Here is a 22,631-nt window from a genome sequence, read left to right on the forward strand (position 1 = left end):
AATTAAAAAATAAACTCCACACTACATTAAGGAAAAACATAAAATGCTAAAAATCATCTAAATTTTTCTTAACACCCCGTCATTTCGATTCTCTGAATGCCACCCCTCTAAAAGAGGGGAGCCGCACTAAGAACATTACTTTATCATTTACCACAGCGTTTGTCATTCTGAAAGAATCTCTACATATAGTTGCGTTAAATTTAGATTCACTTTGTCGAACCACTTCGTTAGTTTTCTTACGGAAATCGAAGATTAGACGAAGTCAATGACAAAGTGTATTTTAAAAAGTTTTGAAAAGTAATTAAGAAAACGGAAAAGTGAAACATAGCCCAGATTGAGCATTTGTTTGAGCTCTTTTTAAATTTTTTGATGGATACCCTTTTTGCGTTTTAAACGCAGAAACCTAACAAAGTGGTTTGACGAAGTCAAAAGGTTTCTGCGATGGGAAAAATTTAAAAAAGCGAGTTGCGAAAGCTGGACTGAACGTCTAAGAAAACAAAAGCGTCTTGCTTCTAAACTTTCGCCAAAAACTCCTCAAAAATAGGAGAGATAGAAACGGTTCCGTCTGGTTGAATTTTATCCAGTTTTACCATTTCTATTTGGTTGATAGAACTCGCGTCAAAAGGTTTCTGAACGCGCACATAATTTTCGGTGAAGCCAAACATTTTTCCGTCTTTTTCTTCGTGTTCCCAAAGTACAGGCAAGGTTTTTCCTAATTGTGTTTGGTAAAATGCCATTTTCTTTTTCTCAGAAAGAATTCTGAGCATTTTGTTGCGTTTTTTACGTTCCGCAATCGGCACTACACCTTCCATTTCTACGGCTTCGGTATTTTCTCTTTCAGAATACGTGAAAACGTGTAAATACGTAATCGGCAGTTCGTTAATAAAATTATAGGTTTCTAAAAATTTCTCTTCTGTTTCTCCCGGAAATCCTACAACTACATCTACGCCAATTGCAGCATCGGGCATTACTTCTCTAATTTTAGAAACTCTGTCGCTGTACAATTTGGTAAGGTATCTTCGCTTCATTTTTTTGAGCAAATCATCGCTTCCACTTTGTAATGGAATATGAAAATGCGGTACAAAACTCTTGCTTTCTGCCACCAAATCTATGGTTTCGTCTTTTAGTAAATTCGGTTCTATGGAAGAAATTCTAATTCGTTCAATTCCCTCTACTTTATTGAGTTCTTTCACCAAATCTAGGAAAGTATGTTCGTGTTTTTTATTGCCAAATTCACCTTTTCCGTAGTCGCCAATGTTTACACCAGTCAAAACTATTTCTTTGATGTCTTTTTCGGCAATTTCTTTGGCATTTTTCACTACGTTTTCTACGGTGTCACTTCTAGAAATTCCTCTAGCCAATGGAATCGTGCAATAGGTACATTTATAATCGCAACCGTCTTGAACCTTCAAAAAAGCTCTGGTTCTGTCGCCAATAGAATAACTACCGATGAAAAAGTCTGTTTCTTCTATTTCGCAAGAGTGAACTTCGGCGTGCTGTTCAGATTTTTCTAAATCTTCGAGATAACTTAAAATATTGAATTTTTCTTTGGCGCCCAAAACCAAATCTACGCCTTCAATCGCAGAAATTTCTTCGGGTTTTAGTTGAGCATAACAACCAACTATCACCACCAAACCATCAGGATTGGCTTTCATCGCACGTTTTACATGAAGTTTACATTCCTTGTCAGCATTATCAGTTACAGAACAAGTATTGATGATATAAACATTCGCAGCATCGTCAAAACTTACTTTTTGGTAACCTGCACCAGTCAATTGTCTGGCAATAGTAGAGGTTTCCGCAAAGTTCAGTTTGCAACCCAGCGTGTGAAAAGCAGCGGTTTTTTTAGTGAAATTTTCCATAATAAATTGGGTGCAAATTTACGGAAAAAATATTTAGAATGAACTGAACAGAGGTTGAGAAGAAATTTTATCAAAATTAATTTCCCCATCCCTAAAAGTTGTAATTTTGATAAAATTTTAAAGATATTTTTCCAACCTTTAGGGTTGGGGAAAAGAAAAATTTCTTGGAAATGTTTTTTCATACAAAATCTAAAAACTAAAAATTTCCGAGTTTAGTGGCAATCAAAGTCGAATCAAAGTCGAGTCAAGTTCGGGTTTTGTTCGGAAAAAGTACCCGTTTTCCGAAGCAGACTCGACTGTGATTCGAACATGATTCGAACAAAAGTGGTTTTTTGGTTAAATTTTCGATGAAATGAGGTTTTAAAACAAAAAAAATCCACAAATTGTAGACTTGTGGATTTTTGGAAAGATAGTTTGAGTTTATATGGTTTTGTGTTTTGTTTTTATAGTTGATAAATTTTTTCAAAAGCTTCTTCTGGTAAATTCCAAGTGCAAGAAGGTGCTTTGTCATTAAGAACCGCCCATTTCTTATGTTCTAAGTCGAAAATTCTAACTCCACTTAGGTTCAGTTGGTTGGTTTTGTAAATATGTAAACTTACCGATAGCGTAGGTTTGTTGTTCACAATGCTGTGAATTCCGCCCATTTCTTCGGCAAAAGAAATGCCTTCTATCGCTACACCAGCGCCTTCATATTCTATAAAATCTTTGGTTTCTTTGTAATACACTTCTGTTAATTCACCTTTTAGGACTTTTATTTTTCCCTCGTAGTTTTTGTGGTCGTGAATCGCTGTTTTATTTTCAGCGCCCCATAACATGAGAATTGCTACTGCGTTTTCATTGTTAAAAACAGGGAATCTTTTATACGTTTTGGCAGGAACATCTAGTTCGTTGATTTTGAAAACTTGGTTGTAGTCTTCGAAACGGAATTCGAATAGTTTTTCTACAACGGTATTAAAGTCTGCCGAGACATTTTTTAAGTCTTCTAAAGTTTGGGCTAGGGGTTTAGTCATTGTTCTTTCCATAATTTTTACAAGCATGATTTTCAGTTGGTAAAATTATTAAAAACTGTGTTTTATGACACCGATTTTGAGATGATTTACATCATGCAAGATTGCTGATTTTATAAAAGAATTTATGATTTTTATCAAATTTTCTATTCTTAACATACATTCCGCTTCAGTTTTCTAAAAAAATAATACCTTTGCACCTGATTTTAAAGAAACGAAAAAATGGATTTTAAAAATTATCAGATGCCTTATAGCATCAACCCGAATTACAGCAAGAAAGTTGCGTATTTTTCGATGGAATTTGCCATTGATCAAGCATTGAAAATATACAGTGGAGGTTTAGGATTTTTGGCAGGTTCTCACATGAGAAGTGTTTATAATCTGAAGCAAGACACTGTCGGAATCGGTATTTTGTGGAAATTTGGTTATTATGACCAAGCTAGAAATCACGATCAAACGCTTAATCCAGTTTGGACTAAGAAAATGTACAGCTTCTTGGAAGATACAGGAATTAAATTCCAAATTGACATTCACGATGCACCAGTTTGGGTAAAAGTAATGTACCTGAACCCAGAAACGTTTAAAACTGCACCTATCTTTTTACTTTCTACAGATGTGCCAGAAAATGACCACGTTTCTAAAACCATCTGCTACAGATTATATGATGCGAATGAATCTACAAAATTGGCTCAATACATCCTTCTAGGAAAAGGAGGAGCTAAACTTTTAGACGAATTAAACCTAGAAAGAGAAGTATATCACTTAAACGAAGCGCACGGTTTACCAGCAGCATTCTATTTGTTGAAAAAATTCGGTGGAGATTTAGAAAAAGTAAAAGAAAGATTGGTTTTCACTACGCACACTCCAGAAGAAGCAGGAAACGAAAAACACAATGTACACACTTGTCACCAAATGTCTTATTTCTCTGGCTTAAGCTTAGAAGAAGTAAAGAAAATTGAAGGACAAGATAACGACCAATTTAACCACTCATTGTGTGCTTTGAGAATGGCAAGAATTGCGAATGGAGTTTCTCAGTTACACGGTGTAGTTTCTAACGAAATGTGGGGTAAATATCCAGGAATTTGCGAAATTAAAGCCATTACCAATGCACAAGATTTCAAATATTGGGCAGATAAACCACTCTATAACGCAAGAGAAGAAAGAGAAGACGAAGAATTCGATTTCAGAAAAAAACATCTTAAAAAGAGAACTTTCAGAATTGTAGCAGACCAATGTGGTAAATTGTTTGATTCTAAAGTATTCACCATGGTTTGGGCAAGAAGATTTGCAGGATACAAAAGAGCAGATTTGTTGCTTCAAGATAAAGAAAGATTCAGAAAATTATTGGAAAACAAAAAATATCCAGTGCAAATTATCTTTGCAGGAAAGCCTTATCCAGTAGATTATGCAGCGATTTCTACTTTCAATAATTTGGTAGAAGAAAGTAAAAATCATAAAAACATGGCGGTTCTTACAGGTTATGAATTGTCATTAAGTAAATCTCTAAAAAAAGGTTCTGATGTTTGGTTAAACAACCCAAGAGTTCCTAGAGAAGCTTCTGGTACTTCTGGTATGACGGCTTCTATGAACGCTTCTGTAAACCTTTCTACAGATGATGGTTGGATTCCAGAATTTGCAAAAAATGGTGTGAACTCTTTTGTGGTTCCAAAAGCAGATTATGCGAATATGAGCGTTTTCGATGTAGACAATTATGATATGAACCAATTGTATGACATCTTAGAAAACCAAATCTTACCAATGTACTACGAAAGACCAGATGAATGGAGACAAGTAGTGAAAAATGCAATGGATGATGTAAAAGAGCAGTTCAATTCTGATAGAATGGCTGATGAATATTACAAAATTATGTATAATAATTAATCCATATATTAATATTTTTTACGTCTGGGGCGCTTCCTTTGGAAGCGCCCCAGATTTTTTAGTACTATAATCATTTAGTATTATAAAAAATAATTTATCTTGTGACTATAAATTCAGTTTTCATAAACTGACCTTATCAGCGTATGTATTTTCATTTGTAGTTAGTATGATCACTTTATAAAAATCTAAAATAAATGGCTACCAGAAGAAAATTTTTGAAAAATGCAGGAATTTTATCTGCAATCTTGGCTTTGAATCCTTTAAAAGCCGAAGAAATTCTTCCAAAGAATAAAAAAATCAGAAAACCAGTCGTGCTTTCAACTTGGAGATTTGGTATTCAAGCCAATGAAGAAGCGTGGAAAGTCCTTTCAAAAGGAGGAAAAGCTTTGGATGCTGTAGAAAAAGGCGTAAGATTGGTAGAAGACGACCCGAATGAAAGAAGTGTAGGTTACGGAGGAAGACCAGACAGAGACGGAAGAGTTACGCTAGACGCTTGTATTATGGATGAAAAAGCGAATATTGGTTCGGTGGCGTCTTTAGAACATATCAAAAATCCAATTTCTGTAGCCAGAGCCGTGATGGAAAAAACGCCTCACGTCATGTTAGTTGGCGATGGAGCCTTGCAATTTGCGGTTTCTCAAGGTTTTGAAAAAATAAATTTGCTTACACCAGAATCTGAAAAAGAATGGAAAGATTGGCTCAAAACATCAGAATATAAACCTGTGGTAAATATAGAAAACCATGACACAATTGGTATGATTGCGCTTGATGAACACGGAAATCTTTCTGGAGCGTGCACAACTTCTGGAATGGCGTTTAAAATGCATGGTAGAGTGGGAGATTCACCAATAATTGGAGCGGGGCTTTTTGTAGATAATGAAGTGGGCGCTGCTACAGCAACTGGTCATGGTGAAGAAGTGATTAGAACTTGCGGTTCACATTTGGTGGTAGAACTAATGCGACAAGGAAAATCTCCTCAACAAGCGTGTGAAGAAGCAGTGAAGAGAATTTATAAGAATTTTGTGAATCAAAACCGTAATGTAAAAGACACTCAGATTGGTTTTATTGCCATCAATAAATTTGGTGAAACAGGTGCATTTTGTTTGCAAAAAGGCTTCAATTACGCGGTTCATACTCAAGAAAACAATGTTTTAATTGATGCCAAAAGTTTAATTTAAAATTTTTAAAAACGCAATCTTGAATCTAGGTTCTCGATTCTCAAATCTAAAAAATATATGTTAGAAATAGCTTGTTTTAATAAAGAATCTGCTGTTATCGCAGCAAAAGCTGGAGCGGATAGAATAGAGTTTTGTGCAGATTTTCATTTGGGCGGAACCACTCCTGATTTAGAAGATTTCAAAAATTTAAAAAAGGAAATAGATGTACCTATTTACGTGATGATTCGTCCGAGAGGTGGAAATTTTTTCTATTCAGATGAAGGCTTCAGTTTGATGAAACACCAATTGCAAAATTTTTATAACGCTGGAGCAGATGGTTTTGTTTTTGGAATTTTAGACCAAAATGATGAGGTAAACGAACAGCAATGCAAGGAACTTATCCAGTTTGCAAAAGGAAAACCATGTACTTTTCATCGAGCTTTTGATAGAACCAAGAATCTAGAAAAATCATTAGAAATGCTTATCAATTGTGGTTTTTCTACCGTTTTGACGTCTGGTGGAAAATCTAATGTAGAAGAAGGCAAAGAAATGCTCCAAAAATTAGTGGGAATTTCAGCGGGAAGAATAGACATTTTATGCGGAGGTGGTTTGCGTTCTTCTAACCTTGTTGAGATTAAAAATTTCACTCATGCCAAGAGCTTTCATTCGTCTGCAATTCTAGAAGGAGAAGTTGCCGATTTTCACGAAATAACAAGACTAAAATCATGTTTTTAGGACGTTTTCTATGAGGTTTAAATTGCTGAAAATCCGTACTTTTAGGGGAATTTTTTTCAAAGCAATTTTATTAAAATTAAACAACACAATATTTAAAATTTTCACACTATGAAATTTCCGCTTTATTTACCACAAATCGAAAATCCAGCAAACAATAACCTTTCAATTCTAGCAGCAGATGTAGGTGGAACCAAAACCAATATTGCACAATTTGTTTCGCAAAATGGCAAAATGGTTCTTCAGTTAGAAGAAACGTATACCACCAATCATCATAATTCTTTGACCGAAATTATTCTTGATTTTATAAAAAAAAATAATTTTGAGAAGCCAGATAGAATTTCTATTGGTGCTGCAGGTCCTGTAGTAAACGGAACTTGTCACACCACGAATATAAAATTTAAAATAGATGTAACAGAACTCAGTAGAGACCTACAAATAGATAAAGTCTATCTTATTAATGATTTAGAAGCTACGGCTTTTGGAATGACAGAGATGGATGATGAATTTATGGTGACCATGAGAAACGGAAATCCTTCTATCGGTGGTCATATTGCTATTTTGGCTCCAGGAACAGGTTTAGGTGAAGCTTGTCTTTTCTGGGACGGAAAATATTTAAGACCAATGCCTTCTGAAGGAGGCCACAGTGAATTTGCGCCGAGAACAGATGTAGAATTTGAATTGGTGAAATTTTTACAAAAAACCTACGGCGAAATCATCGTTTGGGAAAGATTGGTTTCTGGACCAGCTATTTACAAAATCTACGAATTTTTGAGAGATGTAAAAGGCTACGAAGAACAAGCTTGGCTTACCCAGAAATTAGCAGAAGCTAAAGATAAATCTGCCGTAATCAGTGAAACTGCAATGTCTGGATTATGTACCACTTGCGTTTTGGCTATGGAAATGCTGGTAGATTTTATGGCGAGAAGAGCCAATAATATGGTGCTGAATTATAAAGCAACCGGTGGATTAATTTTAGCAGGTGGAATTCCGCCAAGAATTTATAACTTTATCAACAAAGATAAAATAGAAGAAAGCTTCTTAAAATGTGACGAAATGGAACCGCTTTTAGCTGGAATTCCTATTTACTTAAACCTAAATAGCAAAACAGCATTATATGGAGCGGCATATTATGGAGCTTTTTCTGAATAATAACATTTAGAAAAATTTAAAAATTAAGGAATGAAGAAATTGTTTTTAACATTAGGTTTCTTGGGAATGATGCATTTTGGCTTTGCTCAAGAGATTACTCTAGAAAAAATCTATTCGGGTTACTACCGCGGCAAAAACATTGCAGGAATCGCTTCTCTTAAAAATGGAGAAAACTATGCCGTAATCGAAAGAGGCGGTATTGCAAAATATTCTTACAAAACCACTGAAAAAGTAGGCAATATTGTAGACGGAAGTTTTGAGAGTTATATTTTTTCTGATGATGAATCAAAAATTCTTTTGCAAAAAGAATCTGAGCCTATTTATAGACATTCATTTTTAGGGAAATTTGATGTTAAAGACCTTACTTCAGGAAAAATAATCAGTCTGAACAACGGAAATTTCGTTCAAGAGCCTAAATTTTCGCCAAATGGAAAATTAGTGGCTTATATTTCAGACAATAATTTATTTTATCAAGATTTAGAATCTGGAAAAATTACCCAAATTACCAATGATGGTAAGAAAAATTCAGTGATTAATGGATTGGGAGATTGGGTTTATGAAGAAGAATTCGGGCATGCAGATTTCTATCAGTGGAACAAAGGAAGTGACGCCATCATTTTTGTAAGATTTGATGAATCGCAAGTTCCAGAGATGAACATGCAGATGTATAATAAATCGCTTTATCCTACAGATTATCGTTTTAAATATCCAAAAGCTGGAGAGAAAAACTCAGAAGTTTCTGCGCATTTATATCAGGTAAATTCTGGTAAAACCATCCATTTAGATTTGGCAGGTTTCGAGAACTATTACATTCCTCAAGTTTTCAGTACTGCTAAAAATGATGAGGTAGCGATTGCCACTTCCAACAGACATCAGAATAAAGTAGAGATTTTAAAAATTAATACTGCTTCTGGAACCGTTTCTAAATTATTAACCGAAACAGACCAAGCTTGGATTGACACCGATAATCTTACGTTAGAATTTTTAGAAGATAATTCATTTTTATGGGCTTCAGAGAGAAGTGGTTTCAGACATCTGTATTGGTATGATGCGAAAGGAAAACTGAACAAACAAGTAACCAAAGGAAACTGGGAAATCACTGATTATTATGGTTTTAACCCAAAAACGAAAGAAGTTTTCTTACAAACAACCGAGAAAGGAAGCATCAATAAAGTGGTTTCTAAATTTAATATTTCATCAGGGAAATCTGTATTGCTTTCTCAAGCGGAAGGAAATAACAGAGCAGATTTTTCTAAAAATTTCCAATATTTTATTGAGACCAATTCTACTGCTAAAAAACCATTTACCTATACTTTAAAAGATGGAAACGGGAAATTTGTGAAAGAATTGCAGAATAATGATGCACTTTTAAGCAAATTAAATGCGGATAATTTGGTAACCAAAGAATTTATGATGATTCCGAATGAAGCAGGAGACCAAATGAATGCTTACATCATGAAACCGAAGGATTTTGACCCAAATAAAAAATATCCACTTTTCATGTTCCAATATTCAGGGCCAGGTTCTCAGCAAGTTTCTAATTCTTGGGATGGTGGAAACGGACTTTGGTTCAATCATTTGGTGCAGAAAGGATATATCGTAGTTTGTGTAGACGGTCGCGGAACAGGTTATAGAGGAACAAAATACAAAAAAGTAACCTATAAAAATCTAGGAAAATACGAAATAGAAGACCAAATTGCCGCTGCAAAATGGTTAGGAAATCAATCTTATATTGACAAGTCTAGAATTGGTATTTTCGGGTGGAGTTATGGTGGTTATATGGCAAGCTTAGCCATGACAAAAGGTGCTGATGTTTTCAAAGCAGGAATTGCAGTAGCGCCAGTTACCAATTGGAGATATTATGACAGCATTTACACCGAAAGATTCTTGCAAACGCCACAAGAAAATCCTGAAGGTTACGACCAGAATTCGCCTACAACTTTTGCGAAATTACTAAAAGGCAAATTCCTTTTGATTCACGGAACAGCTGATGACAACGTACATTTCCAAAATTCTATGGAATTTTCTGAAGCATTAATTCAAAACAATAAACAGTTTGAATTTATGGCATATCCAGACAAAAATCACGGAATTTATGGCGGACAAACAAGACCTCAATTGTATAAAAAAATGACTGATTTTATTTTGGAGAATTTGTAAAAAGTTGTACACTTAAAGATAAATTAAAACCGCAGAAGAAAATTTCTTTTGCGGTTTTTTATGGGCGTTTATCAATGTCTTGGTTTCCTTGGAAAACAGCATTTATACTAATTAATTTTCTATTTTCATCAACTTGATAGAAAATGATAAACGGATATTTTTTAAGAGGTAAACCTCTGAAATTTTTGTAATACCGTTGAAAAAAAGGATTTTGCTTGATTTTTTGTAGTGTTTGCTCATAATCTTTAACAAAATTTTGTGCAACTTTTAGAGAAGCTTCTTTTTTGTAATATGTAACCGCTTCTTTAATATGAGATTTTGCTAAAGACGAAATCCTAATTTTATAGTTCATATTCTTTCTTTAATTCAGCTAAAAATTCATCATGGTCTTGAAATTCAGAATCATCTAAATTTTCTTGACTGTCTAATATTTTTTTCTGATTTTCAGTGAGTTTGAACGTTTCTTCTTTTGATGAACTCTTACTTTCTTTGGAAATGTATTTCTCCTTCAAGAAATCAATATAGTCATTCACATTCCCTAAAAGTTCTTTGGGAAGTGTCTTTAGATTTTTTTCTAAATCTTTTATTGTGATTTCCATTTTTTTAGAATTTATTTTTATCAAAGTTAGAAAAATTTTTCATTCCATTTAAAAAACTTATTTTTGGGAAAAATAAATTTTATGAACAATAAACATCCAAAAGGTTTACCGTATTTGTTCTTCACAGAAATGTGGGAAAGATTCGGCTACTATTTAATTTTAGGAATTTTTGTATTATATCTTATCGAGCCAGAAGGAATGAGAGGAGGATTAGGTCTTCCTGATAAAATGGCAGATGATATCTTCGGGACTTACATTGCCCTTACTTATCTTACTCCATTTATTGGTGGTTTCTTAGCAGATAGAGTTTTAGGATACGTAAAGTCTATTTATTTGGGTGGTATTTTGATGGCTGCAGGTTACATTGGAATGGGCGTTTTCAAAGATTTACCACTTTTTTATACTTCTTTAGGATTAATTATTGTGGGAAATGGTTTCTTTAAGCCTACTATTTCTACACTTTTAGGAAATCTTTATTCAGACGAAAAATACAAAGCCAATAAAGATTCTGGTTATAACATTTTCTACATGGGAATTAATATCGGAGCATTCATCTGTAATATTATTGCAGCATTTATGCGTAATAAATTCGGTTGGGGAGAAGCATTTATCACCGCAGGAATCGGGATGTTGATAGGTTTAGTAGTTTTCACAGTAGGAATGAAACATTACAGACAAGCTGCAGAAATGAAGCCAGTACAAGAAGGAGATACCAAACTTTCTGAAATTTTGGTTAAAGTATTCTTACCTGCAATTATCGCGGGAGCAATCGGTTGGTTCTTACCAGGAGAAATCTTCGGAAGTGATAGTACAGATGCGTTTATTTTTGCATGTATTCCTGTTATTTATTTTTATGTTTCCCTTTATTTCAAAGCGAATCAGAAAGAAAAACCTGCAATTGGAGCATTGTTGTCTATCTTTTTAATTTCGATGTTTTTCTGGGCGGTTTTCAAGCAAAACGGAACGGCTTTAACACGTTGGGCAAACTATTATACCGATAGAAGTGTTCCTGCAAGTGTAGAAAAACCTTTGGAAGATATTTATATGGTTGACGGTAAAGATTTCAAAGACAAGGAAGTTTCTGTGTATGATGACCAATATCAAACTCAAAAAGATAAAGAAGGAAAAACTCTAAAAACACAAGGAAAAGATATTTATTTCAGAAATATTAAGCCTGAACAAAAAGCACAATTAGAGCAAAATCCTTCCCAGAAAGTGTTTTTATACAATACAGAATTATTCCAGTCCATTAATCCATTTTGGGTAATTGCGTTAACGCCAGTTATTGTAGCATTCTGGGCCATGCTCAGACGAAAAGGAAAAGAACCTTTAACGCCTACAAAAATTGTTTTGGGATTATTTATCTCGGCGCTCTCTTGTTTGGTGATGGTTCTCGCGGTTTATGCTGGTGATAATGGAGCCGTAAAAGTTTCACCGTGGTGGTTAGTCGCAAGTTATGGAGTGATTACGGTAGGGGAATTATGTTTATCACCGATGGGACTTTCTTTCGTGTCAAAACTTTCGCCAGCGAGAATCACCGCATTAATGATGGGTGGTTTCTTTTTGGCGAATTCTGTAGGGAATAAGCTCTCAGGAATTTTGGCAAGTACTTGGTACAGCTATGACAATAAGATGAATTATTTCTTGGTGAATTTTGCTTTACTCATCTTTGCGACTTTACTAGGAGCATCTATGCTAAAGCGTTTGAATAAAATTATGAAAGACCAAGGTCACTAATTAAGAAGATATAAGTCAGTACTTTTAGTGCTGACTTTTTTATTGACTAAACCAAAAAAAAACTATATTTGCTAGTCTTAACAAAAAATTAACAATAAAAATATGGATACAGCACAACAAAAAGGACATCCTAAAGGACTATACCTTTTATTCATGACTGAAATGTGGGAACGTTTCTCTTACTACGGTATGAGAGCAATTTTTATCTTATACATGACGAAAATGCTTCTTATGCCAGATTCTGATGCTTCTAATATCTACGGAAGTTATACAGGTTTGGTATACTTAACACCACTTTTGGGAGGTTATCTTTCTGATAGATTTTTAGGAAACAGAAGAAGTATAGAAATTGGAGGTATATTAATGGCTCTTGGTCAGTTTGCGATGTTTTTTAGTGCTTCTACTTCTGGTGGTGCTGCTATTTCATTAATGTGGGTAGGTCTTACTTTGCTCATCATTGGAAACGGTTTTTTCAAACCAAATATTTCTACAATGGTAGGTCAATTATATCCTCAAGGAGACAGAAGAGTAGATGCTGCATTTACCATTTTCTACATGGGAATTAACTTAGGAGCATTCTTCTCACCATTAATTTGTGGAACTTTAGCTGAAAAAATAGACTTCAAATGGGGCTTTTTAGCAGCTGGAATCGGGATGATTATCGGTTTGATCACTTTCGTAGCTCAAAAAAATAAACTTTTAGTAGATGCAGACAATAACCCTATTGGTATGCCTACTCAGAAATTTGGTGTAAAACAAGTAGGAATTGTAATTGCAGCAATAGCTCTTATTTTCTTCTTAATGAACTATAAAACCATGTTCAACAGCGAATTAGATATTATTGGATATTTAATTTACGGAGCGATGGTTGCAATGCCACTTATTATTTTAACAGATAAATCTCTTACAAAAGACGAGAGAGACAGAATTATGGTGATCTTCATTCTAGCGTTTTTCGTGATTTTCTTCTGGGGAGCATTTGAGCAAGCTGGAGCTTCGCTTACTATTTTTGCAGACAGACAAACAGATAGAACTTTATTCGGTTGGGAAATGCCAGCTTCTTACTTCCAATCAGTAAATCCATTAGCAATTATCCTTTTAGCACCATTATTTTCTTCACTTTGGTTAAGATTAGGGAATAGAGGTTTAGAACCTACTTCTCCTAAAAAAATGGCGATTGGTTTATCTTTAGTAGCTCTTGGTTATGTAGTAATTGCATTTGCAGTTTATGGTTTAGGAGCAATGGATAAAGTATCTATGTTCTGGTTAATCGGTCTTTATGTGATTCACACGATGGGGGAACTTTGTTTGTCACCAATTGGATTATCAATGGTTTCTAAACTTTCACCAGCAAGATTTTCATCATTATTGATGGGAACTTGGTTCCTAGCAAACGCTGCAGCGAATAAATTTGCAGGAACACTTTCAGCATTAATTCCTGGAGGCGGAGAAGGTGGAGAAGGCGCAGCTACTACCTCTTTCTTAGGTTTCCAAATTGCTAATTTATTTGATTTCTTCTTAGTATTCATCGTAATGTGTGGAGTTGCAGCAGCAGTTCTATTCGTGATGAGTAGATGGTTAGAAAAGAAGATGCACGGCGTAAATTAAAATTATCATAAAACTCACTAAAACCTCTGCAATGTCAGAGGTTTTTTTTATTTTCGTACTGCTTTGTCAAAGTTTAAAAATATTTGTCAAAGTTTTTAACAAGAAATACAATTAAAATGAATTTAACTCTCGAACAAATTCAAGATTTTAAAGGCAAATATCCTCGCCAGATTTGGTCACTCTTTTTCTCTGAAATGTGGGAACGTTTCTGCTTCTACGGAATGCGCGGAATGCTTGTGTTCTTCATGATTTCTCAACTTAATTTCGGAGACGAACAAGCCAATCTTCAATATGGAGCTACTCAAGCTTTTGTATATGCTTTTACTTTTGTGGGCGGACTTTTTGCAGATAAAATCCTTGGTTTCAGAAAATCTTTATTTTGGGGAGGTTTACTGATGATTGTTGGGAGTGTTATTTTATCCATAGATCCACACCAGTTTTTCTTTTTAGGAATTGCTTTTACCGTTGTAGGAACAGGATTTTTTAAACCCAATATTTCTACTATGGTAGGGAAACTTTATAAAGCGGGAGATTCTAGAACAGATGCAGGTTTCTCATTGTTTTATGCAGGAATCAACTTAGGCGCTTTATTGGGTGGTTATTTCTGTATCGCTATTGGTAAAGGCGAAATGTTTTCTAGTTTTATTCCAGAAGATAAAAGATGGAACGTAGCTTTCAGTTTGGCGGCTATTGTTATGGTGGTAAGTTTGGTGAATTTTATCTTTACTCAAAGAAGATTAGGACCTATCGGTTTACAGCCTCAAACATTAAATGCAGATGGAACTTTTTCACCTATGGCAAAATGGAAAGAATATGGAGTTTATGTCCTTTCTTTGGTTTTTGTACCAATAATTATGACGATGGTTTCTATAACCGAATACACAGATTTATTTATGTATATTGTAGGTCCATTGACGCTCATTTATCTTTTTTATGAAATGACAAAGGTTACACCAGCCGAAAGAAAAAAACTTTGGGCGGCTTTGGTTTTTATTATTTTCTCTATTCTTTTTTGGGGAATTTATGAACAGAGTGGAGGTTCTTTGAGCATTTTTGCTGCGAATAATCTGAACAAAGACTTACTAGGATTAGACCCGAATGGAGTGAACAATTCTGGAGGTGCATTTTTCATTATTTTCCTAGCTCCAATTATTGGTTTATTATGGATTTGGCTCAGTGAAAGAAAATTGGAACCCAATACTTTAATCAAATTTGGTTTAGGATTTATCTTTTTAGGATTAGGATATTATCTGCTTTTTGCGACTAAATTTTTCGCCAATCTTCAAGGGATAACATCATTAAATATTTTCACAATTGCTTTATTGGTCATTACTTTTGGTGAATTGTGTTTGTCGCCGATTGGTTTGTCTATTATGACGAAACTTTCTACTGAAAAGTTACAAGGAATGATGATGGGAATGTGGTTTTTGGCTTCAGCTTACGGACAATATGTTGCAGGAATTATTGGCGCAAACATGGCTTCAGCAAGAGAGGGTGCAACCAACTATGAAAAACTAATTACTTACACAGAAGGATATAAAGATTTAGGAATCTATGCTTTAGTAGCTGGTTTGGTACTGATTTTGATATCTCCTTTTGTGAAAAAATTAATGCAAGAGGTTCATTAACCACATAAAAACTACTGTATGAAAACTACTTTATCGATGTTTTTTCTTTGGGTGTTCAGTTTTTCCTTTTCACAAGTGAATTGGATGACGATGGAACAAGCGTTAACTGCTCAAAAAACCAATCCAAAAAAGATTCTCATCGATTTTTATGCAGATTGGTGTGGACCGTGTAAATTGATGGATAAACAAACCTATTCACATCCTATTATTTCTAAATACATCAATGAAAATTTTTACGCTGTAAAATTCAACGCAGAAGGCAATCAGACGGTTAATTTTTATGATAGGGTTTTTACCAATCCTGATTTTGCTAACAAGGCAAAAAGCAAAAATGCAATGCACCAGTTCGCGAAGTTTATGAATGTCAATGGATATCCAGCTCTGGTATTTTTAGACGAAAATGCTCAACCGATTACCAATTTGATGGGATTTTTCTCTGCCAAAGAATTAGAACCTTATATCACTTTGTTTTCTAAAGGCGAATATAAAAATATCAAAACCCGTGAACAATGGGAAAACTATCAGAAAAAATTTAAATCCAAGATTAAAGAGTAATTCGAGTTGTGATTTTTTGAAAAATATTTGCGAGGAATGAAATAATGAAGCAATCCACAGGATTTATCAATATTTTTATCAATAGCAACGGACTTTAGTCAGTTTTAGAAATCATAAAAATCAATTTGGCTTTAGCCAAAACATAATAAAAAGACTTTCATGATTGAAGGTCTTTTCTTTTTTAGTTTTGAACAAATTTCCTTAATTTCACATCGTAAAACTCACAGTTCACTGCGAAGCAAATTCACCATTGACATTAGACACTTCCATAGAATTTTTAAAAGGAATTGGTACAGAACGTGCCAAACTAATTGCTAATGTCTTAGATATTAGAACGGTGGAAGATTTTCTGCATTTTTTTCCGATAAGATATTTAGATAAATCGAAAGTCTATAAAATTGCAGATATCAAGGAAGATAATTTAGAAATTCAACTGAAAGGTCGGATTACAGAATTGCAGGAAATCACTTATGCTAAAGGGAAAAAACGACTTTCGGGGAAGTTTACAGACGGAACAGGAACACTGGATTTAGTTTGGTTTCAGTATTCTAATTGGATGAAAGAACAGATTCCCGTAAACCGAGAAATCTATATTTTTGGGAGAGTTCAGGAGTTTAACCATAGTTTTTCGATGCCGCATCCAGAAATTGAATTAGAAGATAAAAAATCGGCAGAAGAAAGACTCAGACCTATTTATCCAAGTTCAGAAAAATTGACGAAACGTGGATTAAACCAGAAGTTTTTTCAAACGGTTCAAGCTAACATCATTTCGCAGATTCCTCATTTGATAGAAGAGAATTTGCCAGTTTCCCTCATGAAATCTCTGAAATTGATGAGTCGTCAACAAGCATATCTCAACATCCATTTTCCACAAAATGCAGATTTTGCAAAACATGCAGACAGAAGATTAAAATTTGAAGAAGCATTCTTTTTCCAGTTGGGTTATGGTTTGAAGAAGAATTACAACAAAAGTTTTACGATTGGGAATCCTTTTCCGATAGTAGGCAAAAATTTCAATAATTTCTACGAAAATTTTCTTCCTTTTGAACTCACCAATGCCCAAAAAAGAGTGCTGAAAGAAATCAGAAATGATTTGAAAAAGCCTATTCAGATGAACCGATTATTGCAAGGAGATGTAGGTTCTGGTAAAACGATGGTGGCACTTTTAGCGATGCTTTTGGCGATGGATAATGGCTTCCAAAGTTGTATGATGGCGCCTACAGAAATTTTGGCAACGCAGCATTTTAATTCGATTGCAGATTTATTGAAGGAAACAGATGTTAAAGTAAGATTACTCACAGGTTCTACCAAAACCGCCGAAAGAAAAGTGATTCATGAAGAACTTTTAAACGGCGAACTTTCGATTTTAGTAGGAACTCATGCTGTTTTAGAAGATATTGTTCGGTTCAAAAATTTAGGATTGGCAATCATCGATGAGCAACATAGATTTGGAGTAGCACAACGTGCGAAACTTTGGGCTAAAAATAAAATTGCACCGCATATTTTGGTAATGACGGCTACACCTATTCCTAGAACTTTGGCAATGAGCTATTATTCTGATTTAGATGTTTCGGTAATTGATGAAATGCCTGTTGGTAGAAAACCAATTATCACAGCTCACCGAAGAGAAAAAGATAGAAATTCTGTCTATGGTTTTGCCAAAGAAGAAATTGCCAAAGGCAGACAAGTGTATTTTGTATATCCATTAATCGAGGAATCTGAAACGCTGGATTATAAAAATTTGATGGAAGGCTTTGAACATATTTCAGAAATTTTTCCGCTTCCAGATTATAATACCACCATGCTTCACGGGAAAATGAAACCCGATGAAAAAGATGCAGCCATGAATTATTTTGCCAAAGGAAAAGCAGATATTATGGTCGCAACTACCGTAATAGAAGTAGGTGTAAATGTTCCGAATGCTTCGGTAATGGTGATAGAAAGTGCCGAAAGATTTGGGCTATCACAGTTGCACCAGCTTCGTGGTAGAGTAGGAAGAGGAGCAGAACAAAGCTATTGTATTCTGATGACTGGCGATAAACTCTCCACAGAATCCAGAAAACGCATCAAAACCATGTGCGAAACCAATGACGGTTTTAAAATTTCTGAAGTAGACATGCAATTGCGCGGTCCTGGAGATATTCTGGGAACTCAACAAAGCGGAATGGTAGATTTTAAACGCCTAGATTTGGTAAATGATGGTAATATCATAAAAGCAGCAAAAGAAACCGTAGAACATTTGCTAAAAATAGACGGAAATCTACAGCTTCCGGAGCATCAAAGCCTTAGAAATTACTACGTTAAGCAGTATAAAGGCAAAAATAAATGGGGTAAAATCTCTTAATTTTTAATCAAAACTTAATAAAAATACCGATGAAATTTTCATCGGCATTTTTAAAAATTGAGTTGAAATGTTTTAAAATTTTATCCTATCACCGAAACGCCAATTAATTTACCGATTCCGAAAGTGATTGCTGCAGCCAATAATCCGAAAATAACTTGTCTGAAACCTGAATACCAAATGCTTTTTCCTGTGAAAAGAGTAATGGCAGAACCTATTAAAAATAAACCAACGGAACTAGAGATAGCACTCGCAATAATTGCTGGAGTTCCTCCTAAAAAGAAAAACGGGAAAAGAGGTAAAATTGCTCCAATTGCAAATAATACGAATGATGAAATTGCAGCTTCCATAGCAGAACCTTTCAGTTCTTCGGAGTTGATTCCTAATTCTTCTTTTACCAAAAATTGATGTGCAGAATTTTTGTCATTCATGAGTTCTATTGCCATTTGTGCGGCTTGATGAGCAGGAATTCCTTTCGCTCTGTAAATCAATTCTATTTCTTTTAATTCTCCTTCGGGATTTACTTCTAATTCATCCATTTCCAGAGACATCTGGTTTTCGTATAATTCTTTGGAACTCTGTACCGAAATCCATTCTCCTAATGCCATAGACAATGAACCTGCCAAAAGCCCAGCTAAACCTGCGAGCAGTACTTCTTTTTGTCCGCTACTTGCTCCTGCAACTCCCATAATTAATGAAAAGTTGGAAATTAAACCGTCATTTCCTCCTAAAACAGCTGCTCTAAGTGCATTTCCGCCAACAGAACGGTGTCTTTTTTCAAAACGAGAAAGTGCATTTCCACCGATTTTAGGATTATTTTGAAGAATATTTTCTAAAATTTTCACATGTGCTGTATCCGAAATAGATGCTTGAGTTTTAGTATTAACTCTGGCTTTTCCGATAGAGCTAGATAATGATTTTTCGGTATCCATTAAAACACCTAAAACATAATCATATCCTAGAATTCCTCCAATTTTTTTGAGAATTTTTGCTCTTGTAGAAGGTTTCGGCATGTCTTTTTCAGTGAGTCCTACTTTCTGTAAAAATGATACTGCGTGAGATTTTTCTATGGCGGACATTTGTGAGAAAATCTCTTTTACATTTTGGTCTTCTTCTTTCTCTGCTAATAAACCGTACAGAAAAGAAGCATCTACTTCGGTTTGGATGTTTTTTAAGTTCATTTTGTGGGTGTTTTGTGGTGTTATTCTTCTACATTTTTAAGTCCCATCAATAGATAATAAGCTCCTTTCGTTACAAATTTCTTGTTTTTTGCCTTTTCGTCAAGGTTCAAAATTTCTGTTCTCCCATTTTCCGAATTTCCTATGGTTATAGGAAACATTTTATAGGTTTTTGGTTGTACTTCTTCAAAAATATATTGTTTGCTTTCCCAAGTAACCACTGCATCGTCTGGAACAGTGTTACCGGTTTCAGTTTGGGTTTCTACTTCTGCATTCATGTAAGTTCCGGGAATTAAACTCTTATCATATTCTATAAAATGACAATGAATAATCACAGATTTGTCTGGCTGAAAATCTCTACCAATTAAAATAATATTAGCGGCGTATTTTTTATCAGGATTTTGATTGGTATAGGCAAAAACTCTTTGGTTCAAAGCAATTTTATTTAAATCTTTTTCAAAAACCTTTAATGCAAGATGAATATCTCCTGTGTTTACTACATCAAAAAGTCTTTCTGTAGGCGAAACATATTGTCCCATCTTCACATTTACACTAGAAATATAACCAGAAACTGGTGATGTAACTGCTACACTTCTTTTAATGTTCCCAGCGTTCAGATTATTCGGATTTATTCCAAGAGCTCTCAGTTTTTCGGCCATTCCTCTCATCAAAATATTTTGATTTTGAGCTTCAGTTTGTGCGAGTTGCATCGCTTTATCTGATGCGGCTTTGCTTTGATTTAATTCACTTTGTCTAGCATAATCTTTTTGTGCGTAACCTAAATTAGATTTTGCCAAAAGATAATCTTGCTGCAACTGAACAATCTGTGGATCTTCTAAAACAGCCAAAGTTTCACCTTTGTCTACATGCATTCCTGGCATATGACGAATAAAACGCACATAGCCACCACTTGGCGCAGAAACACTTGCTAAATTCTGTGGCGGAACATCTACAGCTCCGTTGAGGATTATTTTTGCTGAAATATCTTCGTATCCTAAATTTCCTGTTTCTATACCCGCATTTTTGATTTGGTTATCGTTCAGCGTAATTTGGTTTTCAGCGGCTACTACTTCAAATTCTTCTTTGGCAGTTTCTTCTTTTTTGCCACAAGAAAAGAGTAGAAGTGATATTGTTATAATTGAAATTATTTTTTTCATTTTTGATTCATTTTTTGCTTAAAAAATTAAAACTTACAATTGATTGAGGATTATTCTCCTCCAATCATTTTAGAAACAATTCCTTTTTTGTTGGTAAATTCTGCAATGGTAATTCCTACAAAGTGAAGGACGATGAATCCTGGCATCCAATAAATGGCTAGTTTGTGAATTTCTTCGGCTTTTTCTAGAATGTCTTCTCCGGCTAATTCAAATTTTAGCATCATACCAGTTGCAGCTTCTACCGCCACTAAAATGTAGAAAATAAAATAAATGGTTCCTTGGAATTTTTCTTTTCCAGAAGCCGTTTTAGAAAAAGGATTAGGAAATTTAATGCCTTTTACCAGCATATAAATTATCCTTAAAACAAAAGCAAAAACGAGTACATAAGCAAAGTTAACGTGCCACTCAAACATTGGATTGATAATGGATTTTGCAATAGCACGAACGCTTTCTTCTGGTAATTCTAAACCTTTAGCAGTAAGTTCGTTATTGATAGCAGCAGAAATGGTTTTTCTACCCATCCAATACATTCTTAAAAATCCAGTGGCTAATAATACTAACATTGAAATTGCGATAACCCAATGTATAATTCTATGTGTTGCGGTAAATTTTTTCATCTTTTAATTAATTTTCGCTTTTCAGCGCGTTGATTTCTATAATAATGTCATTGAGTTCTTTTAATCGATCTGTGTATTTGTTTTCAATTTCAAATGCTTGATTTACTAAAAGAGTCCATTCTAAATAATTGATTTCTCCGTTATAATACTGGTTATTGGCAGTTTTTAAAATGCTTTCGCTGTTTGCCAAACCTGTTTTTTGATAGTAAGAAATCTCATTCGTTAGTTTTTGATAAAGATTAAAGTTCTGTGTGTATTGATTTTTCAGTTTTAATGAACCCAGCTGATAATTATTTTCAGCGATTTGTTGGTTGATTTTCTGAGCTTCAATCACTGATTTTTGTGCAGAATTGAAAACAGGTAAACCTATTCCTACCATTCCAGAGTGAAACCTTGCCGAACGCTCATAGAATTTATTATCTGCACCATTTCCGTACATCGACATATTGTTGTACCCAATGTTAAAACTAGGAGTAAGCTTAGATTTTTCAGCTAAAAGTTTAGCGTTTTGAATGTTTTTTTCTTGCTCTAATTGTTTCAAAATAATTGGATTTCCTGAGAAATTTTCGCCAAGATTGTTAATGTCTAAAACAGCATATTTTTCTTTATCATTTTGGTAAAAAGTTCCATCATTGATGAGGAAATTAAATTTCTGCAAAGCAATTTCTCTGTCTTTTTCCAGTGCATTGAGTTGTAATTCTGCTTGACTTCTCAAGTTTTCGGCAGTCGCTTTTTCTAAGAGATTGCTTTCTCCTTTTTTCAGTCTGAGTTCTGCTCTTTTGTAATATTGAGAAAAGATACTGTCTGCTTTTTTGAGCAGTTTTTTCTTCTCGTCTAGATATTTTAACTCGTTGTAAATCAAAGAAATTTCTTTTTTGATTTGCCATTTATGAACATCCAATTGTAATGTAGAATTTTTATATTCTTCTGCTAAAACTTTCTTCTGACTGTTGTAAAATTTTGGCAATCTAATCGTTTGAGAAACCGAAAATTTATTGTCAACATAAGCTGAATTCATTTGCCCGATTTCTCCTGAAATCATCAATGGGTCAATAACGGTAGCAGAACGTTGCATTTTTTCTTGGTATTGTACCTTTAATGTTCCGTCTTTGATGGCTAAATTATTATCCAAAGCTTTATTGATGGCACTTTCTAGTGAAATAGGAGTTTGTGAAAACCCTATTCCAAAAATTAGAAAAGTGAATATTTTTAAAAATTTATCTTTCATTTTATTTGATTTATTTTTTACCACAGAGGTCA

18 protein-coding genes are annotated in these 22,631 nt (G+C 34.3%); 10 read left to right on the top strand and 8 right to left on the bottom strand.

All coding sequences use genetic code 11. The annotated features are described in order from the left end of the window. Positions 1-512 precede the first annotated feature (512 nt). Together mtaB and EB819_RS01965 are read right to left on the bottom strand one after the other, a co-directional pair. The gene (gene mtaB, locus EB819_RS01960) at positions 513-1,862 is read right to left on the bottom strand and encodes a tRNA (N(6)-L-threonylcarbamoyladenosine(37)-C(2))-methylthiotransferase MtaB (RefSeq protein ID WP_069797107.1); all 1,350 of its coding nucleotides are present in this window, start codon (positions 1,860-1,862) and stop codon (positions 513-515) included. Positions 1,863-2,305: 443 nt separating this feature from the next. Further along, positions 2,306-2,872: a cysteine dioxygenase gene (locus EB819_RS01965; protein ID WP_158005943.1), complete on the bottom strand. Its 567-nt coding sequence runs from the start codon at positions 2,870-2,872 to the stop codon at positions 2,306-2,308. A gap of 219 nt (positions 2,873-3,091) precedes the next feature. Between EB819_RS01965 and glgP the strand changes: the two genes are divergently transcribed. The 5 genes from glgP to EB819_RS01990 all read left to right on the top strand — a co-directional run bounded on the left by glgP (position 3,092) and on the right by EB819_RS01990 (position 9,951). Continuing rightward, a complete protein-coding gene (gene glgP / locus EB819_RS01970) occupies positions 3,092-4,750 on the top strand; it encodes an alpha-glucan family phosphorylase (protein ID WP_069797105.1) in 1,659 nt (552 codons plus the stop codon). Positions 4,751-4,944: 194 nt separating this feature from the next. Further along, positions 4,945-5,928, top strand: a complete 984-nt coding sequence (locus tag EB819_RS01975) for an isoaspartyl peptidase/L-asparaginase family protein (RefSeq protein ID WP_069797104.1) — start codon at positions 4,945-4,947, stop codon at positions 5,926-5,928. 57 nt (positions 5,929-5,985) lie between these two features. Next, positions 5,986-6,642, top strand: coding sequence for a copper homeostasis protein CutC (locus EB819_RS01980; protein ID WP_069797103.1), 657 nt, complete (start codon positions 5,986-5,988; stop codon positions 6,640-6,642). A 108-nt stretch (positions 6,643-6,750) separates the two neighbouring features. Next, positions 6,751-7,791, top strand: a complete 1,041-nt coding sequence (gene glk / locus EB819_RS01985; protein WP_069797102.1) for a glucokinase — start codon at positions 6,751-6,753, stop codon at positions 7,789-7,791. Between the two features lie 30 nt (positions 7,792-7,821). Next, positions 7,822-9,951, top strand: coding sequence for a S9 family peptidase (locus EB819_RS01990; protein WP_069797101.1), 2,130 nt, complete (start codon positions 7,822-7,824; stop codon positions 9,949-9,951). 58 nt (positions 9,952-10,009) lie between these two features. Here EB819_RS01990 and EB819_RS01995 read toward each other — a convergent pair whose 3' ends face one another. Both EB819_RS01995 and EB819_RS02000 read right to left on the bottom strand, forming a co-directional pair. Beyond that, complete coding sequence (locus EB819_RS01995; RefSeq protein WP_069797100.1) at positions 10,010-10,303, bottom strand: type II toxin-antitoxin system RelE/ParE family toxin; 294 nt, start codon at positions 10,301-10,303, stop codon at positions 10,010-10,012. Beyond that, positions 10,293-10,550 (bottom strand): DUF2281 domain-containing protein, encoded by a 258-nt coding sequence (locus EB819_RS02000; protein WP_069797099.1) that lies wholly within the window; start codon positions 10,548-10,550, stop codon positions 10,293-10,295. Before EB819_RS02000 ends, EB819_RS01995 begins: the two co-directional genes overlap by 11 nt. An 81-nt stretch (positions 10,551-10,631) precedes the next feature. Here EB819_RS02000 and EB819_RS02005 point away from each other — a divergent pair, with 81 nt between their 5' ends. From EB819_RS02005 to recG, 5 genes are all read left to right on the top strand, one after another. Next, positions 10,632-12,287 (top strand): peptide MFS transporter, encoded by a 1,656-nt coding sequence (locus EB819_RS02005; RefSeq protein ID WP_069797098.1) that lies wholly within the window; start codon positions 10,632-10,634, stop codon positions 12,285-12,287. A 102-nt stretch (positions 12,288-12,389) separates the two neighbouring features. Beyond that, positions 12,390-13,895, top strand: a complete 1,506-nt coding sequence (locus tag EB819_RS02010; protein WP_069797097.1) for a peptide MFS transporter — start codon at positions 12,390-12,392, stop codon at positions 13,893-13,895. A gap of 116 nt (positions 13,896-14,011) precedes the next feature. Next, a complete protein-coding gene (locus EB819_RS02015) occupies positions 14,012-15,523 on the top strand; it encodes a peptide MFS transporter (protein ID WP_069797096.1) in 1,512 nt (503 codons plus the stop codon). Positions 15,524-15,541: 18 nt separating this feature from the next. Continuing rightward, the gene (locus tag EB819_RS02020) at positions 15,542-16,078 is read left to right on the top strand and encodes a thioredoxin family protein (protein WP_069797095.1); all 537 of its coding nucleotides are present in this window, start codon (positions 15,542-15,544) and stop codon (positions 16,076-16,078) included. A 250-nt stretch (positions 16,079-16,328) separates the two neighbouring features. After that, complete coding sequence (gene recG / locus EB819_RS02025) at positions 16,329-18,422, top strand: ATP-dependent DNA helicase RecG (protein WP_069797094.1); 2,094 nt, start codon at positions 16,329-16,331, stop codon at positions 18,420-18,422. Positions 18,423-18,502: 80 nt separating this feature from the next. Here the strand turns inward: recG and EB819_RS02030 are convergent, their stop codons facing one another. From EB819_RS02030 to EB819_RS02045, 4 genes are read right to left on the bottom strand one after another with little or no spacing between them, the layout of a single operon-like run. Further along, a complete protein-coding gene (locus tag EB819_RS02030) occupies positions 18,503-19,600 on the bottom strand; it encodes a VIT1/CCC1 transporter family protein (RefSeq protein ID WP_069797093.1) in 1,098 nt (365 codons plus the stop codon). A 20-nt stretch (positions 19,601-19,620) separates the two neighbouring features. Next, positions 19,621-20,754, bottom strand: a complete 1,134-nt coding sequence (locus EB819_RS02035) for an efflux RND transporter periplasmic adaptor subunit (protein WP_069797092.1) — start codon at positions 20,752-20,754, stop codon at positions 19,621-19,623. 50 nt (positions 20,755-20,804) lie between these two features. Beyond that, positions 20,805-21,371 carry a cytochrome b/b6 domain-containing protein gene (locus EB819_RS02040; protein ID WP_069797091.1) on the bottom strand — a complete coding sequence of 189 codons (567 nt, stop codon included), beginning with the start codon at positions 21,369-21,371 and terminating at the stop codon, positions 20,805-20,807. 7 nt (positions 21,372-21,378) lie between these two features. Then, positions 21,379-22,599: a TolC family protein gene (locus tag EB819_RS02045; RefSeq protein ID WP_069797213.1), complete on the bottom strand. Its 1,221-nt coding sequence runs from the start codon at positions 22,597-22,599 to the stop codon at positions 21,379-21,381. Between the last annotated feature and the right edge of the window lie 32 nt (positions 22,600-22,631).

Origin of the sequence: Cloacibacterium normanense (assembly GCF_003860565.1) — a bacterium.
Lineage (GTDB): Bacteria > Bacteroidota > Bacteroidia > Flavobacteriales > Weeksellaceae > Cloacibacterium > Cloacibacterium normanense.

Excerpts from the sequence above, each read along its gene's own strand:
- mtaB (WP_069797107.1), bottom strand. The coding sequence starts at position 1,862 with ATGGAAAATTTCACTAAAAAAACCGCTGCTTTTCACACGCTGGGTTGC.
- EB819_RS02010 (WP_069797097.1), top strand. The coding sequence starts at position 12,390 with ATGGATACAGCACAACAAAAAGGACATCCTAAAGGACTATACCTTTTA.
- glgP (WP_069797105.1), top strand. The coding sequence starts at position 3,092 with ATGGATTTTAAAAATTATCAGATGCCTTATAGCATCAACCCGAATTAC.
- EB819_RS02020 (WP_069797095.1), top strand. The coding sequence starts at position 15,542 with ATGAAAACTACTTTATCGATGTTTTTTCTTTGGGTGTTCAGTTTTTCC.
- EB819_RS01965 (WP_158005943.1), bottom strand. The coding sequence starts at position 2,872 with ATGACTAAACCCCTAGCCCAAACTTTAGAAGACTTAAAAAATGTCTCG.
- EB819_RS02035 (WP_069797092.1), bottom strand. The coding sequence starts at position 20,754 with ATGAAAAAAATAATTTCAATTATAACAATATCACTTCTACTCTTTTCT.
- EB819_RS02030 (WP_069797093.1), bottom strand. The coding sequence starts at position 19,600 with ATGAACTTAAAAAACATCCAAACCGAAGTAGATGCTTCTTTTCTGTAC.
- EB819_RS02015 (WP_069797096.1), top strand. The coding sequence starts at position 14,012 with ATGAATTTAACTCTCGAACAAATTCAAGATTTTAAAGGCAAATATCCT.
- EB819_RS02000 (WP_069797099.1), bottom strand. The coding sequence starts at position 10,550 with ATGGAAATCACAATAAAAGATTTAGAAAAAAATCTAAAGACACTTCCC.
- EB819_RS01995 (WP_069797100.1), bottom strand. The coding sequence starts at position 10,303 with ATGAACTATAAAATTAGGATTTCGTCTTTAGCAAAATCTCATATTAAA.
- EB819_RS01990 (WP_069797101.1), top strand. The coding sequence starts at position 7,822 with ATGAAGAAATTGTTTTTAACATTAGGTTTCTTGGGAATGATGCATTTT.
- EB819_RS02045 (WP_069797213.1), bottom strand. The coding sequence starts at position 22,599 with ATGAAAGATAAATTTTTAAAAATATTCACTTTTCTAATTTTTGGAATA.
- EB819_RS02040 (WP_069797091.1), bottom strand. The coding sequence starts at position 21,371 with ATGAAAAAATTTACCGCAACACATAGAATTATACATTGGGTTATCGCA.
- EB819_RS02005 (WP_069797098.1), top strand. The coding sequence starts at position 10,632 with ATGAACAATAAACATCCAAAAGGTTTACCGTATTTGTTCTTCACAGAA.
- glk (WP_069797102.1), top strand. The coding sequence starts at position 6,751 with ATGAAATTTCCGCTTTATTTACCACAAATCGAAAATCCAGCAAACAAT.
- EB819_RS01975 (WP_069797104.1), top strand. The coding sequence starts at position 4,945 with ATGGCTACCAGAAGAAAATTTTTGAAAAATGCAGGAATTTTATCTGCA.
- EB819_RS01980 (WP_069797103.1), top strand. The coding sequence starts at position 5,986 with ATGTTAGAAATAGCTTGTTTTAATAAAGAATCTGCTGTTATCGCAGCA.